Here is a 17,999-nt window from a genome sequence, read left to right on the forward strand (position 1 = left end):
TCTCCAGTTTGCGGGTCAGAGTTTGTTCTCTGCGGCCAGGCGCACGAAGGTGTCGTCAAAGCGCAGTTTCACATTGGCGCTGTCACCCTGTGTGATCTGTCCGGGGAACGTCATACCGATAAAATCTGCGCTCTGTGCGCCAGTGCCGAGTAGCCCTTTGTCGAAGGAGAAATCCGCGACGCGCTTCATGGTGTTAGGGAGATCCGGGCTGGTCAGAAACGCCAGATTGTCCTGTGGGGAATAAAACAGATGGGTGGTTTTTAACTGCGCCTGATAGCCCGCTAAATCGGTGCCGGAGGCGGCAGCCATTGATTCCAGCGCGGGTTTGTCGCCCGCCTTCATCAGCGTCATCATTTCAAACCAGGCACCAGCCAGCGCTTTGCCCAACGCCGGATTGTCCTGTAACGTTTGCGTATTCACGACCATCATGTCGATCAGTTCGCCGGGGATCTGCCCGGACTGAAAGACTTCCGTGGTGTCCGGCTGGCTTTTTATTGCAGAAAGTTGGGGATTCCAGGCGACGGCAGCCTGCACGCTGCGGGTGGCAAAGGCGGCGACAATATCGGCATCCGACGTGTTGACGACCGTGACATCCCGCTCACGCAATCCGGCCTTTTCCAGACCGCGTACCAGCAGGTAATGCGAGACAGAGAGTTCAGGCAGGTTAACCTTCATCCCGCGCAAATCGCTCAGCGTTTTCCCTTTGCCTTTGAGCACGATGCCATCGTTGCCTGCGGAGAAACTGCCGAGCAACAGCGCCGTGGTATCCACACCGCCCGCAGCCGGAATCGTCAGGGCATCCATGTTGGTCATCGTGCAGCCGTCAAATTGCCCGGCGGTATATTGATTGATCGACTCGACGTAGTCGTTAAGCTGCGTGACCTTAATCTTGATGCCGTACTTGTCGGCCCATTTATCGATAATGCCTTGCGTGCCGATGAATCCCCACGGCATCCATCCGGCATAGATCGTCCAGCACACGTTGAATTGCGTTTTAGGCGCAGCCTGAGAAGGGAAGCTCAGCAACGCTGAGAGACTGAGGACGCAAACGCCCAGTAAACGAGATAGGTTCATGCCAGACCTCCGGTTGAGTAGGAAAAAAGCGGGAACAGCGCGACACCATGGGTGTTGCTGTCTCCCGGGCTTTTGTCCCGCCGTGTAACCTCAACTGGAGGTCGCCAGCTCTCGGACCAGACATCCATAAGGTATGGATCGGAACCCTAGCCAGCTATTTAGGTTGTTCAGCGCCATGCGTGGTGCTGTCCCGAATAGAGAAAAGCAAAATGCGTGCCAGTACCGAAAGTGCGGTTACGGCTGTGGTTTATAGGGAGAATTATGCGGGGAAGCGCGCTATCTCGGTGCAGTAGCACAGCAAGTGCGCTTCACGGCAGTGCAGAGCGCATTGCCGGATGCAGAACTTAGTGTGCAGAACGGCTCGCCGCCATTTTTTCCAACAGCGCACTAAACGTGGCTTGTTCGTCAGGGGATAGCGCCTGAAGCATCTGCGCCTCAATCTGCTTTTCCTGATGCAGAAAAACCTGTGTAAACGCGACCCCCTTATCGGACAAACTGAGCCACACGCTGCGGCCGTCATCCGGGTTATCGATCTTGCGGACATAATCACGTTTGACCAGCTCCGCGACCATGCGGGTGATCTGAGCCTTATCCCGACAGACCCTTTTCGCCAGCGACTGAGGCGTAATGCGCCCTTCCATCGCGATGATCTTACATAAGCGGACATGCACCACATCCAGGCTGATGTCATGCGCCTTCATCTGTTCCTGCATCTGTGCCTTATAGCTTTCTAATAAGGCAAAAAGGGGTTTCATCATACTTTATTGACTCAGTCAACCAATGATCATATAGTTGATTTTATCAACTATCCATCACGAGTTCAATTTACCGAGGTCACAATGGGAAACGTCTATCAGATTACGGTGGAAGAAAAAGCCGAGCCGCAGCGTACGCTGTCGTTTGAATACTCAATTCACGATGATTTGTTCAAAATTCTGGAAAAAGTCGATGGCAAAATGGACATGACGCCGGAACAGACTCAGGCCTTTATTGTGGGGTTGAAGCTATTTAGTGAAGTGATGATGCAGAATAGAAAGCACCCGCTGTTTAAGGAATTCGCCGCCCCGTTCAGAGAATTTATGCTTAATCTCAAGAAGCAGTGATCTGCACAGGGTCGCGCAGCAAAAATGATGCTCCCCGCGCCGTGAAAACACCGGCGTGGGGAGCGTAACGTCTTACTCTGCCAGATCGAAGCGATCCGCATTCATCACTTTCACCCAGGCAGCAACAAAGTCATTCACAAACTTCTCTTTGCTGTCGTCCTGTGCGTAAACCTCAGCGTAGGCGCGCAGAATGGAATTGGAGCCAAAGACCAGATCCAGACGCGTCGCGGTCCATTTAACTTCACCCGTTTTACGATCGCGGATTTCATACAGGTCTTTACGGTACGGCTTCCACGTGTATTTCATATCGGTCAGGTTGACAAAGAAATCATTCGTCAGCGCCCCTTCACGATTCGTAAATACGCCGTGTTTGGTGCCGCCGTAGTTGGTCCCCAGTACACGCAGGCCGCCAACCAGCACGGTCATCTCTTTCGCCGTCAGCCCCATCAGTTGGGTACGATCGAGCATCAGCTCTTCCACGCTCACGGCATAGTCTTTCTTCAGCCAGTTACGGTAGCCATCGTGAATAGGTTCAAGGACGTCAAAAGACTCTGCATCGGTCAGGGCATCGGTGGTGTCGCCACGTCCCGGTGCAAAAGGCACGGTTACCTGCACACCAGCCGCTTTCGCCGCTTTCTCAATCCCCACATTACCCGCCAGCACAATGGTATCGGCCACGCTGGCGCCCGTTGCGGCGGCAATACTTTCCAGAACGACTAACACACGCGCCAGACGTTCAGGTTCGTTCCCTACCCAGTCTTTCTGCGGGGCAAGGCGAATACGCGCGCCGTTGGCACCGCCACGCATATCAGAGCCACGGAATGTACGGGCGCTATCCCAGGCGGTTGCGACCAGTTCACTGATGGAAAGGCTACTTTCTGCAATGCGTGCTTTGACAACATCAACATCATAGTCGGTACGGCCAGCCGGAACCGGATCCTGCCACAGTAAATCTTCCTGCGGCACATCTGGGCCGATGTAACGCGCTTTTGGCCCCATATCGCGGTGCGTCAGTTTGAACCACGCACGGGCAAACACTTCGGAGAAGTAGGCCTGATCCTGATAGAAACGCTCGGAAATCTTGCGATATTCCGGGTCAACTTTCAGCGCCATGTCGGCATCGGTCATCATCGGGTTGTAGCGGATAGACGGGTCTTCAACATCAACCGGCTTGTCTTCTTCTTTAATGCTGACGGGTTCCCACTGCGATGCACCGGCTGGGCTCTTTCTCAGTTCCCATTCGTGATTCAACAGCATGTGGAAGAAACCGTTATCCCATTGCGTCGGATGCGTGGTCCAGGCACCTTCCAGCCCGCTGGTGACGGTATAGCGCCCTTTGCCCGATCCCGTTGGGTTATGCCAGCCGAGACCTTGCTCTTCCACATCCGCACTTTCTGGTGCCGCACCCAGCAGGCTGGCATCGCCATTACCGTGAGTTTTACCCACCGTGTGCCCGCCCGCCGTCAGCGCAACGGTTTCTTCATCATTCATCGCCATACGGGAGAACGTCACGCGCATATCCTGAGCGGTACGCAGCGGATCGGGATTGCCATCAACGCCTTCTGGGTTAACGTAAATCAGCCCCATCTGTACGGCCGCCAGCGGGTTTTCCAGCGAGGTGCGATCGTCGCTGCCATAACGCTCTGTGCTCTTCGCCAGCCACTCTTTTTCCGATCCCCAGTAGGTATCTTTTTCCGGGTGCCAGATGTCTTCACGACCAAAGGCGAAGCCAAATGTTTTCAGCCCCATGGATTCATACGCGATATTGCCCGCCAGAATAATCAGATCCGCCCAGCTGAGCTTATTGCCGTATTTTCTTTTGATGGGCCACAGTAAACGGCGCGCTTTATCGAGGCTGACGTTATCCGGCCAGGAGTTAAGCGGCGCGAAGCGCTGGTTACCGGTTCCGCCGCCGCCGCGACCGTCGGTCGTACGGTAGGAGCCCGCCGAGTGCCAGGCCATACGAATCATCAGGCCGCCATAGTGACCCCAGTCCGCTGGCCACCACTCCTGGCTATCGGTCATCAGTGCGTGCAGATCTTTTTTGAGGGCATCGACATCAAGGGTTTTGAGGGCGTCGCGGTAGCTGAAATCGCTGCCTAACGGGTTGGTCTTGGTATCATGCTGATGAAGAATGTCGAGATTGAGGGCATTTGGCCACCAGTCGGTGTTTGATGAGCCAGTAGAAGTATTTCCGCCGTGCATAACCGGACACTTGCCGGCTGGTTTCGTTTTATTCTCGTCCATCGTTATCTCCCAGTATGTTGCATTGCCTTAATCGCTGCGCAAGAAGGTGGGGTCGTTCTCCGATAGCCTTGCCTTATGGCAGCGGATCACGTCATCGATTCCTTCTTCTTGATGCAAGACAGTGCCAGAGTCTCCCTATAATTTATAATTGTATATGCTAACTTCTGCGATAGCTTAACCTGATGAAAAGCGGCTCAATCGCACATTTTTCCTATCTGCATCAATAATCTCGCCGATAGAACAGCTTGCGATAATGAGTCTGCTTGTCATATGTGGTGCTAATCGTTTAAGGATCGAGATACTGGGGGCGACCACGGTGTGAGGCATCCCTGCGGGAGCCTCATCATCGTGTTTCCCCCTAAATCCATGCTTAAGTGACCGATATTAACTTGTAATAGAGGCGTTTTCAGAGAACTCGCGGGGATTTCGCTCCTCCCCCAAAACTACAGCGACGGCGAACGGAGTATGAACTGAGTGATTTCGGCTCGTTTCCCTAAGCGGATCGGAAAACCGTTCCACAGGCCCGCGCCATTGCTCACGTACAGATGCATGCCATCCACGTCATAGCTGCCGGACACATAGCCTTCATTCGCCAGTTGCGTCACCCAATGCATACCCAGTACTTGGCCGCCGTGCGTATGGCCTGAGAGTTGTAAATCCGCTCCGGCATTCGCATTCTCTTTCGCTCCCGTTGGCCGATGGCTGAGCAGAACGACGGCGGTATCCGGCGCTATCCCGCTGAGCGCAGCAGCAGTATCCGGCAGCAGCTGTTGAAAATCAGCAGCGGTACGATCGGTGATCCCTGCCAGAACAAACGCGGCATTATCGCGACCAATCGACACATTTTCATTGAGCAACATACGTAAGCCCAGCGCATTCAGTCGCTGCACCCACTGCGTATATTCCACGTAATATTCATGGTTGCCCACGATGGCAAACACGCCGTGTGGCGCGGTCAGGTTACGCAGCGGTTCCATATCATCATGACGGGCACTGACGGTGCCGTCGGCCAGATCGCCAGTAATCACCGTCAGATCGGGCTTAAGCGCGTTGGTTTTTGCCACCACCGCCTCCATCCAGGGGCGCTGTAACAGGCGGCTGGCATGTAAATCCGTTAGCTGCACCAGTCGGAAACCATCCAGTGCGGGCGGCAGTTGCTTCAGCTCAACTTCAACCGTGCGGACTTCCGGAACACGCACGGCTTCCCAAACGCCAATCGCCGCCAGCCCCATCGCCACAACGGCCATTCCACCACGCAGCGCCATATTGTTCAGCAGAGTCTGTCCAACCGAACGGGATAACAGACGCCCTACGATGCCGAGCAGATCGATGGCCAACAGCAGGAACGCAGATATCAGCAGCGCGCCAAACGCCCATCCCAAAAACATCAGGACAAACGCGGGCACTTCCGGCGACGCCATCGTGCCAAAAAAGGTACGCGTAATCAGATGATGCTGCGAAGCCAGCAGCACTAAGACCGCCAGCATGCGCTTTACGGGCACACCGACACGCAAGCGCCAGACCAGACGCCAGATAACATAGAGGGCGATGAGCCCGGTAATGACATGAAACACGGATGTTTTTCTCTCTTTATCGGTGATGTCGGTATATTGACGCGTAAATTTTACACCATGACGCACACATTGCAGATCAACGCGGTAGAGGTGTTGTGTTGCCAGAAGGTGCAGATTAACATGGCGCAATTCCATGCTGTACACATCATTGACCAGAATGAAGCCTGCTCGCTGGCGGCAGGTTGTGCATCATCTTGATTAACCAAGGACATTTATGTTCGATTACACCGACTTTCCCGAGCAACGGCAATCCAAAATCAGGCAGATCCTCAGCGAGGAAGGCAAAGTCGTCTGCGCCCAGCTCTCACGTGAATTGAACGTATCCGAGCACACCATACGGCGTGATTTGAAGGAACTGTCGCAATCCGGTGCCTGCAAGCGCGTCTACGGCGGTGCGGTCAGTATGCCGCCAGAGGTGATTGATTTTGCCAGCCGAGCCACTATCGATGCCGCCCAGAAAGATCGCATTGCTCAGGCCGTCATCCCGCTGATAAAGCCCAACAGCTGCGTCTTCTTTGACACCGGTACCACCAACCTGGCGGTGGCGAAACAGATCCCGGCTGGCCTGAAGTTTACCGCCGTGTGTAATTCGCCCATCATCGCGGCAGAGCTGATGCAGTATCCGGACGTAGAAGTGATTTTTCTTGGCGGAAGGATTCAAAAAGAGGTCGGCGGCGCGATTGGCATCGATACGCTCAGGCAGCTAGAGAAGATGTATTTCGATCAATGTCTGCTGGGAGGCTGTGCCTTTGATGCCAATGAAGGCCTGACCGTTTTTGAATATGACGATGCCGAATTCAAAAAATGTCTGGTGACCCGCAGCAGCGAAGTGATCGTTGCTCTGACCGCCAATAAGATCTCCGCACTAACGCGCTATCGTGTGGCGGCATGTGATGAAATCACCACGCTGGTAACCGATGATGAAATCTCTCCTGCCTGCCAGAGCGTATTAAGCGAAAAAAATCTCGATGTGATTATTGCCCGATAATGCGACGGTAGCCCCAGCGGGTGCCGGCTCACTTCATGCAGTTCACTTCATGAAAGCAGCAGCTTTATCGTTTTCAATACCCCATCGTCGTCATTGCTGCGGGCAATAAAATTCGCCGCAGCTTTGGTTTCCTCAAACGCATTGCGCATCGCAAAGCTATAAGCCGCACGGCTCATTAGCTCAATATCATTGTAACCATCGCCGAACACCATTGTTTCATCGGGTGTAATCACCAATTTATCCTGAAGTATTTCGACGGTGTGTCCTTTATGTACGCCAACGTTGGCAATATCGATCCAAGACGCTTCGGAAACCACGATATAAACATGGTCGTGAAACACATCAAGGTACTTCGCCGTCTCGTGACATTGCCCTTCTGGGTCATAAACCGTGATTTTCACAAAGTCATCGGTCACGGCAGCAAAACTGGATATCAGCGTCACGTTGGTGTACGACTTTTTCACCTTTTCCAGTAAGGCAGGACTAATCGTTTCCTTCACCATCGCACCATGCGGGGTACAACCGATGACCACATGCCGATCGTCTACGCTTTCCAGCACGCCAATCAGGCTCAAGGCAAGACGGTTTTTGATGAGCGACTGGTAAACGTAATTTCCCTGATGCTTGATGCGCGTCGCGCTGTCGCCCAGAATCCAGATATCTCTCGCTGCATCGCCAAAAAGCGCCTCAACCCGCTCGCACTGTTTGCCTGTGCAGACAGCAAACCGCACATCCTTCTCTTTCATTAGCGCATAAACGTCGGCAAACAAGGCTCTGTTGTAGTCGCCATCGCTGTGAAGAAACGTGCCGTCCAGATCGGTAATTACCAACTTGATCATTCCACTCCCCTTTCAGATTGTACGTACACAGATAGCCGCGAGTCAGGCCGTCACCTGCCTGAACCAAGAGATATCGCTTTTGTGCGGTGTGTTAGATGATTGACGTGATGATTAACCGACAATGCTCGATTTAGCTCTAAAAAATAATAAACACACTAAAATGAGCATAAGCGGGCAATAACAATCACCATTCGTCAAATTTATTGAAATATTACGCGAGAACAAGCATAGCACTTATTGATAATGCGCAACAAGAAGCAAAATCAATCAATAATGAGCAATAAAGGGAAAGAGAGAAAAGCAGTGGCAGAGTCGCGGTAAAGATGGTTCTGCCACACGCCAGAGGTTCACATAAAGATACGTCTGACGTTCAAACGCAATGCGTTATTCAAAAACTATACCCTAAATAATTCGAGTTGCGTGAAGGCGGCAACCGCGCGAATCCCCAGGAGCTTACTCAGGTAAGTGGCTGGGGTGAGTAAGGGCAGCCAACGCACAAGCAGCTTGAAGTATGACGGGTATATACGTTATGAAGATAGCTTCATCATGACCAAGCCGCTGACGATCAACAGCGCAGCAATAATCCTCATGGCATTTGCGGGCTCATTCAGGAAGACCAATCCCACCACAAACGCCCCCACCGCACCAATTCCCGTCCAGATAGTGTAGGCCGTGCCCAGAGGGAGAGATTTCATCGCCATGGATAACAGCGCAAAGCTGATAATCATGGCGACAATCGTGACAGCCGATGCGCCTATTTTCGTGAAGCCATCAGACAGCTTCATGCTGTAAGACCAGACAATTTCAAATAGACCGGCGAGCGCTAATAGAAACCAGGCCATACCCAGTTCTCCTTAAACAGTGAATGTGGGTCGTCCCGTGAATCCTTTTCGCGTCAGAGGTCGTCCCCTGCCAGGATGATATGCCGCGATACGATAACGTTGCGCTATCAGGGAGTAAAGTCTTTGCGCAACAGGCCGCCAGCCGTCTAAATCGCCTAAAAATTTCCAGGTGAAATTTTTAACGTTGCGTCATCAACGGCTTCATTCGACGAATTCGGCTAAACATTCGACACTTGAAAGAGGATGAGAAACAAAGCGCTTGCCACCAACGTCGGAGCCGTCCATAATAGCGCCCATTCCAAACGCTGGAATGAAGAAAAGCATTCTAATCAAAACGTTACTGATTAAGATGTTATCTCCTGTACGACCGTAGCTCAGTTGGTTAGAGCACCACCTTGACATGGTGGGGGTCGGTGGTTCGAGTCCACTCGGTCGTACCAATTCATGTTCTGTAAATATTACCCTACGCCCGTAGGTTAATGAATGTGAATTGAAATTTCCCTTACTCGTATCTTGTTAATTTCATCGACATCAAATTGAATCTAACGTCTTTTTATCTGTTTTACCCTGCTGATTGGTTTGGATTCAGGCTACTGCTATGAATCGATCTTGATAAGAACCCGCTTTCCTTTAGGCTCGATTCGTGAAAAATCATTCATCATTTATGCTCTGTGTTAGTACTCGAAAGGAAATGAGAATATGGAACTTAGTGAAGCTAAAGATATCGTAACAGCATTGATAAATGGTATTGATCCTACAACAGGAGAAGTCCTGCCAGAGGGAAGTCCATACAATGATCCGCAGGTTATTCGAGCCTTATTCACTGTGTGGAGTACAATCGAAACGAAAAAGACACTAGAAGAAAAACAGCATGAAAATATTCAAGCAGGCCGCCCAAAAAATGCAGGTCTTGCGTGGAATGAAGAATCAAAAGCGCTCTTAGCCTCGAAATTCCAAAATGGCACATCCATTGACGAACTGGTTACAAACTTTGAGAGAACAAAGGGCTCAATTGTGTCAGAGTTGATGAAGCAAGGGCTAATTGAGCCAAAGGTTGATAATAAGATTAGCTAACAAAATGAAGCACGCGACACCTGTTGTGCTGCAGCGTTACATAGTTGCGATGTCAGTATCCACATCAAATAACGCCAAGTCAGACTAAAGCATCATCTCATTTTTCAGGCAACACTGCGGCCCTACTGGCCGCAATAATCGATATTACCGAGAACTAAAACCCAGCCTCAGTCTATTTCGCCAATGCACGATCAATATAGCGGGTAAACTGTTGGTAGAGTTTCCCGGGGCGCGTCACGCTAAGCACGAGCTGAATCGCCGGAACGCTGGGAGCGCCATCTTCCGGCCCCAGAACATACAGTGCTTCGGACAGCGCGCTCTTCGGCAGTAAACCAATCCCCAGCCCCTTTGCCGCCGCGCTGCGGATGTTATCGAAAGACCCGCTCACATAAGAAAAGTAATACGGGCGTCCGACATGCTCCAACGCAGAAACCGCGCATTTCCGAATCACACAGCCATCAGGGAACGTGACGAGAGGAACTTCATCAATTTCACTGAAATTCACCGCACCGGAACTGACCCAGTGAAGAGATTCAACCCGCAAAATTCTCTCTGTTTCAGAAACCAGCGGTTGTCCCGCCAATCCTTTGAGGATCACGACATCCAGGCGTTGCTGGGCAACCATCGAAGACAGCACGGTCGATGAAGCCGCCGTGATTTCCACCTTTAATCCGGGATTTTCCTCAAGACATAACGAAATGATGTCGTGCAGATTCTTAACCTCGAAATCATCCGGGACACCGAGCGCTACGCGGCCTGTCATCGGGGACTTCTGCAATGCGCCGATGGCCCGATGCGTACGTAGCAGGATGTCACGCGCGGCAGGCAGCAGCTGTCGCCCTTCTTCGGTCAAACCAAGAATGTGTCCCTGACGCCGCTCGATAAGGCGACAACCGACATCCTCTTCTAAGCGTTTCAGGCCAGCGCTCAGCGTTGATTGCGTCCGTCCCAGCTCTTCACCCGCGCGTCCAAAACCACCGCACTCCGCGATGGAGACAAAGATACGCAGTTGCTCCAGCGTGATACCACGCCCCTCTATCCGCTCTACCTGTGCTCGCACCGTTATCCTGACCTCTTGAGATTATCGCTATTGATTAAATGAATTATGAACACATCATAATTCATTTAGCGGTTTATGAAACACCCCGCACAATTCAGGCATCGATATCTTCAAAAAATAGAGAAGAAAGAGGCTCATCCATGTTCTTGATTGTCGTTCCCCTATTTCTGGTGATTCTCGTTGGTTATTGTTATGGAAGAACAAAGCCCGATAGTGGCAATGCAGATAAGTTAATCAACGACTATGTCCTGTATATTGCGCTGCCAGCCTTACTGTTCATTGCCGTGGCGCGTGCCGACACCAGCGATCTGAAACAGTGGGGTTTTATGCTGTCAACGCTCATCGGAATTGCAGTGTCCTACATGCTTGCCGCATTGCTGGCGAAGCGCATGAGGATCGGATTGCCCCACTCCTCCCTTCTTAGCATGGGCGCGTGTTATGGCACCACGGGATACATGGGCGTGCCGATTTTGATTTCAGTCTATGGTGAACAGGCGGCACTACCCGCGGCAATCGCAACCATTCTGCACAATATTCCCGCCATCATGGCAGTGATCGTCAGTTGGGATGTGTTTTCTACACGAGCGACAGGCGCAAATACGCGATTGATTCACAGCGTGGGACGCTCGGCGCTGACTACCGTGAAGAATCCATTGACGATCGCGGTGCTTGCCGGTCTGGCGTTCGTTCTGCTCGACATTCAGGTTCCTGTCGTCATCGAGTCTTTTGCGCGCTTTCTGGGCAATGCTGCGGGCCCCACCGCGCTCTTTGCTCTCGGACTGGGTCTTGCCAGACTGAAGGTAAAAGAACATCTGAACGTCACGGTCAGCAAAATAGTACTTCCGATGGTTGTGCTAAAACTCGTGATACAGCCTTCCGTTACGTTCGCGATAGCCGTTTATGTATTCGGGATGGATGGATATCAGGGGGTCTGGCTGGCAACCGCCGTGGTGATGGCCGCGCAGCCCATTGGCGCTGGTGTGTATGTGTTTGCCAAGAAGTATCACTATCAACCGGATGTGATCGCGTTATCGATCATCGTCTCGCTACTGCTCGCACTCGTCACGATTCCCGCAGTATTGAGCCTTTTTCCACCTTCGTGAATAACCGTCCGGGCTTCTGGCAATGATTCGGAAGCCCTGTTCACACATCTGTTTTAGCGACCAGCAGACTACTGGCCGCGCGTCTCCAGATACAGCACCGTGGCGGCAACGCGGGAGCGCACATTTAGCTTGCGCAGCATGTTGCGGATATGCACTTTTACCGTCTCTTCTGAGATATACAGCACACTCGCGATTTGTTTGTTGGACAACCCCGAAGCCACTTCCTGAAGTACATCCAATTCGCGCTCCGTCAATACGGTAAAAGGCGACGGCGTATCTTGTATGGCGATACGGTGACGCAACACGTCGCGCACTTGTTCGCTGAAGGCATCACCGTTGCGAATGGCATCCAATAAGTGTTCCGGGGCGCTGTCTTTAAGCAGATAGCCATCGGCCCCCGCATCCATCAGCGCATAAATATCGCTGGGTGCATCAGAAACCGTCAGCACAATAACGCGAGCGCAGATCCCATCACGCCGCAGCGCGTGAAGCGTATCCAACCCGCTTAATCCTTTCATGTTGAGATCGAGCAAGATGATATCAGGAGAATCCCGATTCGCGAGGCTTAACGCCTCCATGCCGTTGCTGGCTTCCCCAATCACGTCAAAGATGGCGTCAGTTGCCAGTAACTGACGGATTCCCCGGCGCATAAGCGGATGATCGTCAACGATCAGCACGCGATAAGATGGTTTTTCTGACATGCCCAGCCCCAATGTAATATGGATCTTATTATTTTTTATTTATGATTTATCCCTGTCATCTTTCAAGTTACGTGTATGCCACTCGAATTATTCAGGGTAGAGATTGTTCGTGTTGTCACGTTCACGCGCGGTCGTCGGCGTCGAAAAACAGACGCTAACCTGCGTTCCCCCTTCAGGGTGGAGGCCAATAGATAACTTTCCTCCTAACCGTTCGGCGCGCTCCTGCATAATATTTAAACCATAATGTCCTGCGGGTTCCTCCTGATTGATAATGCCGCAACCGTCATCACGAATATCAACACAGTAACGCCCATCTGGCTGCGTACGACAGTTGACGGTAATCATCGTCGCCTGCGCATGTTTAATCGCATTCAGCACCGCTTCACGGATGATTTGCAGCAAGTGAACCTGCTGTGATGCATCCAGCGCCTGCGTAGGTATCCGGCAATCGATATCAATCGTCGCTGGCGTCTGCGCTCTTAGCGGCTCAATCATCTCCTGCATCGCCGCCGGCAAATCGGCCTGTTGCAGCGTCAGCCGGAAGGTTCCCAGCAGCTCCCTCAGTTGGCGGTAAGCATCGCTTAACGCCTGTTCAAAATCTGTGATGATCTGCCGGGCCTGCGCATTTTCTTCCGATACTGCACGCTTTAATAACGCCATCTGGATATTCAGATAAGACAGCACCTGAGCCAGTGAGTCATGCAGTTCACGTGCGATGGTGGCGCGCTCTTCCATCAGTAACAGCTGCTGGTAGTGCTTCTGCGCCTGATTGAAATAGAGCCCGCGACCCAGCATATTAGCGACACTTTCCATCAGCTGCGCCGACGGCTGCTGCGCTGATGCCTGCCACCGCAGCTGTCCAAACTCGACCTCTTGCAAACGGATCGGCAATGTCTGCCACGCGATCTGCTCATCCGGCTGGCCTTCACACAACTGCCAGTTCTCCCCGACCCGCATTTCCAGACAAACGACCGTTTCATAGCGGCGAACAATTTGCAGGATCTGCTGAAAGCAATGCCTGTCGATCGTGCTGACATTCATCGCCTGAGAGCAGTTGTACAGCACCTTCAGCATGCGGTTCACTTCCTGCAAGCGCAGCGTTTTCTGCCGAACCTTATCTTCCAGAGAACGATAAAGTTTTTGTAATTCGTCAGTCATGCTACTGAAGGTTTGCGCCAGTAACCCCAATTCGTTAGGCAGATTGACGTCCAGCCGCGAATGGGTAAAACGCCCTTTCTCGATGGACGAACAGGCCGCCATCAGCTTATTCAACGGCACGACCACCTGACGACGAATGCGGCGCAGCGTAAAGAAGATCAGTATATAGATAGTGATCGAGCCAATTATTGATGTCACAACGACTATCATCATCTTGCGTTCGGAATAGTGCTGCAACGCCAGCACAAAGAGATCGATCTGCGTGACATAGCGAACAATATTGTCCTGATACCACACCCGATCCCCTGCGCTCAGGCGTTCATCCATCATTTTCCAACTCTGCAACAGCGCCGCATAACGATCGCGCACATCGCGCGGCACATACCAGCGATCCAGCAGGTGAAAAACCGGGGAATCCAACGTTTGCGCATAGAGGCGGCGATGCGGTTCTAACGCGGCACGATCGCCCTGTAGGTCATATCCCATGCGATAGCTTTGCATACGCATCGATCCGGCAACGTTGATCGCTTCCGCATCGCGTAAACCGCTGGCTAACGTCAACAGCGCAATACCCGTCGTCAGAAATGAAAGCAGCGCGATATAAAAAAACGCGCGCGCCAGACTGGTAGAAACAGGACGTTTGACCACCATGACGAATAATCTCCTTTGGCGTCATACCTACTCAAAATAAGTAGATCAAGCATTCAGCGTACTATCACGATCCTCACTAGCTCCCGCAAGCCAATGAGACGCGAATCCCACATAAGCTTGATCCGGCACCACCATTTACCTCTAAAGGGTGATTATCGCATACAGCCTAAGAGGAATAGTGTAACCCCTACAAAAACAGCGTGTTTCTATTGGATATTTCATTGCGTGCCAGAGCGAAAAACTGCCATGACTAACCTCTCCCGGCGTTCCCTACTGACTGGTGGCCTACAGCGGGCAGACAACGCGTTGCGTCCGCCGTGGAGCGGTGTGGAAAGCCATTTCCTGAGCCAGTGCACGCGCTGCAACGTCTGCGTTGATGCCTGCGGCGCGGGGATTATCCAGCGTGGTTCAGGCGGTTTTCCCACTGTCGATTTCCAACGCGGTGAATGCACATTCTGCTACAACTGCGCTCGCGCGTGTCCACAAGCGCTGTTCGCGGAGAGTCACACCTCGCCGTGGGAATACCACCTGACGATCCAGGATGCCTGTTTATCGCTGCATCAGGTGGAATGCCGCAGCTGTCAGGATGCGTGTGAAACAGGCGCGATACGCTTCCGTCCCACCATTGGGCGCGTTGCTGCACCGTCCATCGATGACGACGCCTGTACCACCTGCGGTGCCTGCATTTCCAGCTGCCCTGTCGGCGCCATATCAATGAAAAAAATCACAGCGGGATATCACACCGCGCCAGCGCGTCTGCCGACGCAACAGGAAAACCGATGAGTACAGTCTGGCATGTTTGCAGTGTAGTAGTTCACGTCAACACGGCGCAGATGGCAGCCGTTGGCGAGGCGTTAGCGACGCAACCCAATCTGGAAGTGGGTGCCAGCGATAGCGATACCGGAAAAATGGTCGTGGTACTGGAGTCAGATTCAGAAGACACGCTGTTAAAACAAATAGCGTCAATACGCGAGCTTACAGGCGTACTGGCGGTTTCGCTGGTTTATCACCAGCTTGATGAACCGTCTTTTGATGAACAATCTTTTGCTTTCGATGAACAACCTCTTGATCAACAAGCTCAGGGTGAGGAAATACTATGAAACTCAGTCGACGACACTTTATGAAGGCGAACGCTGTCGCAGCGGCAGCCGCGGTCGCAGGCATCACCATACCCACCGCGGTTCGTGCCGTGACCGAACAGTCGGATGCTATTCACTGGGATAAAGCCCCTTGTCGCTTCTGTGGCGTAGGGTGCGGTGTGTTGGTAGGGACGCAAAACGGCCGCATCGTCGCCAGTCAGGGCGATCCCGAAGCGCCGGTTAACCGCGGATTAAACTGCATCAAGGGCTATTTCCTGCCCAAAATCATGTACGGACAGGATCGCCTGACCCAACCTTTGCTGCGCATGCGTGACGGCAAATTCGATAAAGAAGGCGAATTTACTCCGATCTCCTGGGATCAGGCATTTGACATCATGGCGGAGAAATTCAAAACCGCACTGAAGGAGAAAGGCCCGAACGCGATAGGCATGTTTGGCTCTGGGCAATCAACCATTTGGGAAGGCTATGCGGCCGCCAAACTGTTCAAAGCGGGCTTCCGCTCCAACAATATTGACCCCAACGCGCGCCACTGTATGGCATCGGCGGTTGTCGGCTTTATGCGTACCTTCGGGATGGATGAACCGATGGGCTGCTACGACGATATCGAGCAGACCGATGCGTTTGTCCTGTGGGGCTCTAACATGGCGGAGATGCACCCGATTCTCTGGTCGCGCATCACCGACCGCCGTCTGTCGAACAGCAATGTCACGGTCGCCGTGCTGTCCACCTACCAGCACCGCAGTTTTGAACTGGCGGATAACGGTATGGTGTTTACGCCGCAAACCGATCTGGCCATTCTCAACTACATCGCCAACTACATTATCCAAAACAATGCGGTGAATGAGGCTTTCTTTACCCGCCACGTCAACCTGCGCCGAGGCGTGACCGATATCGGTTATGGCCTGCGGCCGACGCATCCGTTGGAAAAAGCGGCGAAAAATCCGGGTTCCGATGCATCTGAGCCGATGAGTTTTGAAGAATACAAAGCCTTTGTCGCCGAATACACGCTGGAAAAAACGGTCGCGCTCAGCGGCGTTCCCGCCGATCAGTTGGAAGCGCTGGCAAAACTCTACGCCGATCCGAAGAAGAAAGTGATCTCCTACTGGACGATGGGCTTTAACCAGCACACGCGCGGCGTCTGGGCGAACAATCTGGTTTATAACATCCACCTGCTGACGGGCAAGATCTCTCAGCCGGGCTGCGGGCCGTTCTCGTTAACCGGGCAACCTTCTGCCTGCGGCACCGCGCGTGAAGTCGGCACCTTCGCCCACCGCCTGCCTGCGGACATGGTGGTGACCAACGAGAAACACCGCGCGATGGCGGAAAAGCTGTGGCAGTTACCGACAGGCACAATTCCTGAAAAGATTGGCTTACACGCCGTAGCACAGGATCGGGCGCTGAAGGACGGCACGCTGAATGCCTATTGGGTGATGTGTAACAACAACATGCAAGCCGGCCCGAACATCAATCAGGAGCGTATGCCAGGCTGGCGCGATCCGCGTAACTTCATCGTCGTTTCCGACCCCTACCCAACGATCAGCGCCTTGTCCGCTGACCTGATTTTGCCTACCGCAATGTGGGTGGAAAAAGAAGGTGCCTACGGCAATGCCGAGCGCCGGACGCAGTTCTGGCGTCAGCAGGTTAAAGCGCCGGGCGAGTCAAAATCGGATCTGTGGCAGGTGGTGAGCTTTGCCAAACGCTTCGCCATTGAGGAAGTGTGGCCGGAAGAACTTCTGGCGCAGAAACCAGCCTACCGCGGCAAGACACTCTACGACGTGCTGTTTGCGAACGATGTCACCACGCGCTTCCCGCTCAGCGAATTAGCGGAAAACCAGTTGAACGATGAATCTCGCGACTTCGGTTTTTACCTGCAAAAAGGCCTGTTTGAAGAATACGCCGCGTTTGGCCGTGGGCACGGTCACGACCTAGCGCCGTTCGATACCTACCACAAGGTTCGCGGGCTGCGCTGGCCGGTCGTTGACGGCAAGGAAACACAGTGGCGTTACAGCGAAGGGCACGATCCTTACGTCAAAGCGGGAGAAGCCTACCGTTTCTACGGCAAACCGGATGGCAAGGCGGTTATTTTTGCGCTGCCGTACGAGCCTGCCGCAGAAGCGCCGGACGACGAATACGATCTCTGGCTCTCCACCGGCCGCGTACTGGAACACTGGCATACCGGCAGCATGACGCGTCGCGTACCGGAATTGCACCGCGCCTTCCCAGAGGCCGTGCTGTTTATGCACCCGCAGGATGCCAAAGCGCGCGATCTACGTCGCGGCGAGAAAGTCCGCATTATCTCGCGCCGTGGTGAAGTCGTCTCGATTGTTGAGACACGCGGTCGTAATAAGCCACCGCGTGGGCTGGTCTATATGCCGTTCTTCGATGCCGCACAGATGACCAACGTCCTGACGCTGGATGCGACCGATCCGCTGTCGAAAGAAGCGGACTTTAAGAAGTGTGCCGTCAAGCTGGCTAAGGTGTAACG

Annotated in this window: 16 protein-coding genes, 1 tRNA gene and 1 riboswitch; of the genes, 8 read left to right on the forward strand and 9 right to left on the reverse strand. The window is 52.9% G+C overall.

The features are described 5' to 3' along the window. Positions 1-15 precede the first annotated feature (15 nt). Together BUB06_RS03340 and BUB06_RS03350 are read right to left on the reverse strand one after the other, a co-directional pair. Positions 16-1,074: a putative urea ABC transporter substrate-binding protein gene (locus BUB06_RS03340; protein ID WP_010304867.1), complete on the reverse strand. Its 1,059-nt coding sequence runs from the start codon at positions 1,072-1,074 to the stop codon at positions 16-18. Between the two features lie 59 nt (positions 1,075-1,133). After that, a riboswitch (guanidine-I (ykkC/yxkD leader) is annotated at positions 1,134-1,235 on the reverse strand. Positions 1,236-1,418: 183 nt separating this feature from the next. Next, on the reverse strand, positions 1,419-1,832 hold the full coding sequence (locus tag BUB06_RS03350; RefSeq protein ID WP_039471659.1) for a MarR family winged helix-turn-helix transcriptional regulator: 414 nt from the start codon (positions 1,830-1,832) through the stop codon (positions 1,419-1,421). Positions 1,833-1,913: 81 nt separating this feature from the next. On the opposite strand from BUB06_RS03350, the gene BUB06_RS03355 reads away from it, so the two are divergent. Beyond that, the gene (locus BUB06_RS03355) at positions 1,914-2,177 is read left to right on the forward strand and encodes a DUF3861 domain-containing protein (protein ID WP_010304862.1); all 264 of its coding nucleotides are present in this window, start codon (positions 1,914-1,916) and stop codon (positions 2,175-2,177) included. Positions 2,178-2,249: 72 nt separating this feature from the next. Here BUB06_RS03355 and katG read toward each other — a convergent pair whose 3' ends face one another. Continuing rightward, on the reverse strand, positions 2,250-4,424 hold the full coding sequence (katG, locus tag BUB06_RS03360) for a catalase/peroxidase HPI (protein ID WP_039471657.1): 2,175 nt from the start codon (positions 4,422-4,424) through the stop codon (positions 2,250-2,252). A gap of 443 nt (positions 4,425-4,867) precedes the next feature. Next, the gene (locus BUB06_RS03365; RefSeq protein WP_039471655.1) at positions 4,868-6,133 is read right to left on the reverse strand and encodes a metallophosphoesterase; all 1,266 of its coding nucleotides are present in this window, start codon (positions 6,131-6,133) and stop codon (positions 4,868-4,870) included. A gap of 79 nt (positions 6,134-6,212) precedes the next feature. Between BUB06_RS03365 and BUB06_RS03370 the strand changes: the two genes are divergently transcribed. Then, on the forward strand, positions 6,213-6,986 hold the full coding sequence (locus BUB06_RS03370; RefSeq protein WP_010304853.1) for a DeoR/GlpR family DNA-binding transcription regulator: 774 nt from the start codon (positions 6,213-6,215) through the stop codon (positions 6,984-6,986). Between the two features lie 47 nt (positions 6,987-7,033). Here the strand turns inward: BUB06_RS03370 and BUB06_RS03375 are convergent, their stop codons facing one another. Together BUB06_RS03375 and BUB06_RS03380 are read right to left on the reverse strand one after the other, a co-directional pair. Beyond that, positions 7,034-7,825 (reverse strand): HAD-IIB family hydrolase, encoded by a 792-nt coding sequence (locus BUB06_RS03375; RefSeq protein WP_039471651.1) that lies wholly within the window; start codon positions 7,823-7,825, stop codon positions 7,034-7,036. A 527-nt stretch (positions 7,826-8,352) separates the two neighbouring features. After that, positions 8,353-8,667, reverse strand: a complete 315-nt coding sequence (locus tag BUB06_RS03380) for a DMT family transporter (RefSeq protein WP_039471649.1) — start codon at positions 8,665-8,667, stop codon at positions 8,353-8,355. A 363-nt stretch (positions 8,668-9,030) separates the two neighbouring features. Between BUB06_RS03380 and BUB06_RS03385 the strand changes: the two genes are divergently transcribed. Both BUB06_RS03385 and BUB06_RS03390 read left to right on the forward strand, forming a co-directional pair. After that, a tRNA-Val gene (locus BUB06_RS03385) sits at positions 9,031-9,107 on the forward strand. A gap of 259 nt (positions 9,108-9,366) precedes the next feature. After that, entirely contained in the window at positions 9,367-9,741 is a 375-nt protein-coding gene (locus tag BUB06_RS03390; RefSeq protein WP_039471647.1) for a hypothetical protein, read from the forward strand. Between the two features lie 172 nt (positions 9,742-9,913). Here the strand turns inward: BUB06_RS03390 and BUB06_RS03395 are convergent, their stop codons facing one another. Next, entirely contained in the window at positions 9,914-10,801 is an 888-nt protein-coding gene (locus BUB06_RS03395; RefSeq protein ID WP_039471645.1) for a LysR family transcriptional regulator, read from the reverse strand. 140 nt (positions 10,802-10,941) lie between these two features. On the opposite strand from BUB06_RS03395, the gene BUB06_RS03400 reads away from it, so the two are divergent. Continuing rightward, the gene (locus BUB06_RS03400) at positions 10,942-11,904 is read left to right on the forward strand and encodes an AEC family transporter (RefSeq protein ID WP_039471644.1); all 963 of its coding nucleotides are present in this window, start codon (positions 10,942-10,944) and stop codon (positions 11,902-11,904) included. Positions 11,905-11,972: 68 nt separating this feature from the next. Here the strand turns inward: BUB06_RS03400 and narP are convergent, their stop codons facing one another. Together narP and narQ are read right to left on the reverse strand one after the other, a co-directional pair. Then, positions 11,973-12,605 (reverse strand): nitrate/nitrite response regulator protein NarP, encoded by a 633-nt coding sequence (gene narP / locus BUB06_RS03405; RefSeq protein WP_010307767.1) that lies wholly within the window; start codon positions 12,603-12,605, stop codon positions 11,973-11,975. An 87-nt stretch (positions 12,606-12,692) separates the two neighbouring features. After that, positions 12,693-14,414 carry a nitrate/nitrite two-component system sensor histidine kinase NarQ gene (gene narQ, locus BUB06_RS03410; protein ID WP_236689867.1) on the reverse strand — a complete coding sequence of 574 codons (1,722 nt, stop codon included), beginning with the start codon at positions 14,412-14,414 and terminating at the stop codon, positions 12,693-12,695. A 246-nt stretch (positions 14,415-14,660) separates the two neighbouring features. On the opposite strand from narQ, the gene napF reads away from it, so the two are divergent. From napF to napA, 3 genes are read left to right on the forward strand one after another with little or no spacing between them, the layout of a single operon-like run. After that, positions 14,661-15,197 carry a ferredoxin-type protein NapF gene (napF, locus tag BUB06_RS03415; protein WP_039471642.1) on the forward strand — a complete coding sequence of 179 codons (537 nt, stop codon included), beginning with the start codon at positions 14,661-14,663 and terminating at the stop codon, positions 15,195-15,197. Then, on the forward strand, positions 15,194-15,514 hold the full coding sequence (gene napD / locus BUB06_RS03420; protein WP_039359411.1) for a chaperone NapD: 321 nt from the start codon (positions 15,194-15,196) through the stop codon (positions 15,512-15,514). Before napF ends, napD begins: the two co-directional genes overlap by 4 nt. Beyond that, on the forward strand, positions 15,511-17,997 hold the full coding sequence (napA, locus tag BUB06_RS03425) for a nitrate reductase catalytic subunit NapA (protein ID WP_039471639.1): 2,487 nt from the start codon (positions 15,511-15,513) through the stop codon (positions 17,995-17,997). The genes napD and napA overlap by 4 nt, the downstream gene beginning before the upstream one ends. Positions 17,998-17,999: the final 2 nt, after the last annotated feature.

Source organism: Pectobacterium carotovorum (assembly GCF_900129615.1).
Lineage (GTDB): Bacteria > Pseudomonadota > Gammaproteobacteria > Enterobacterales > Enterobacteriaceae > Pectobacterium > Pectobacterium carotovorum.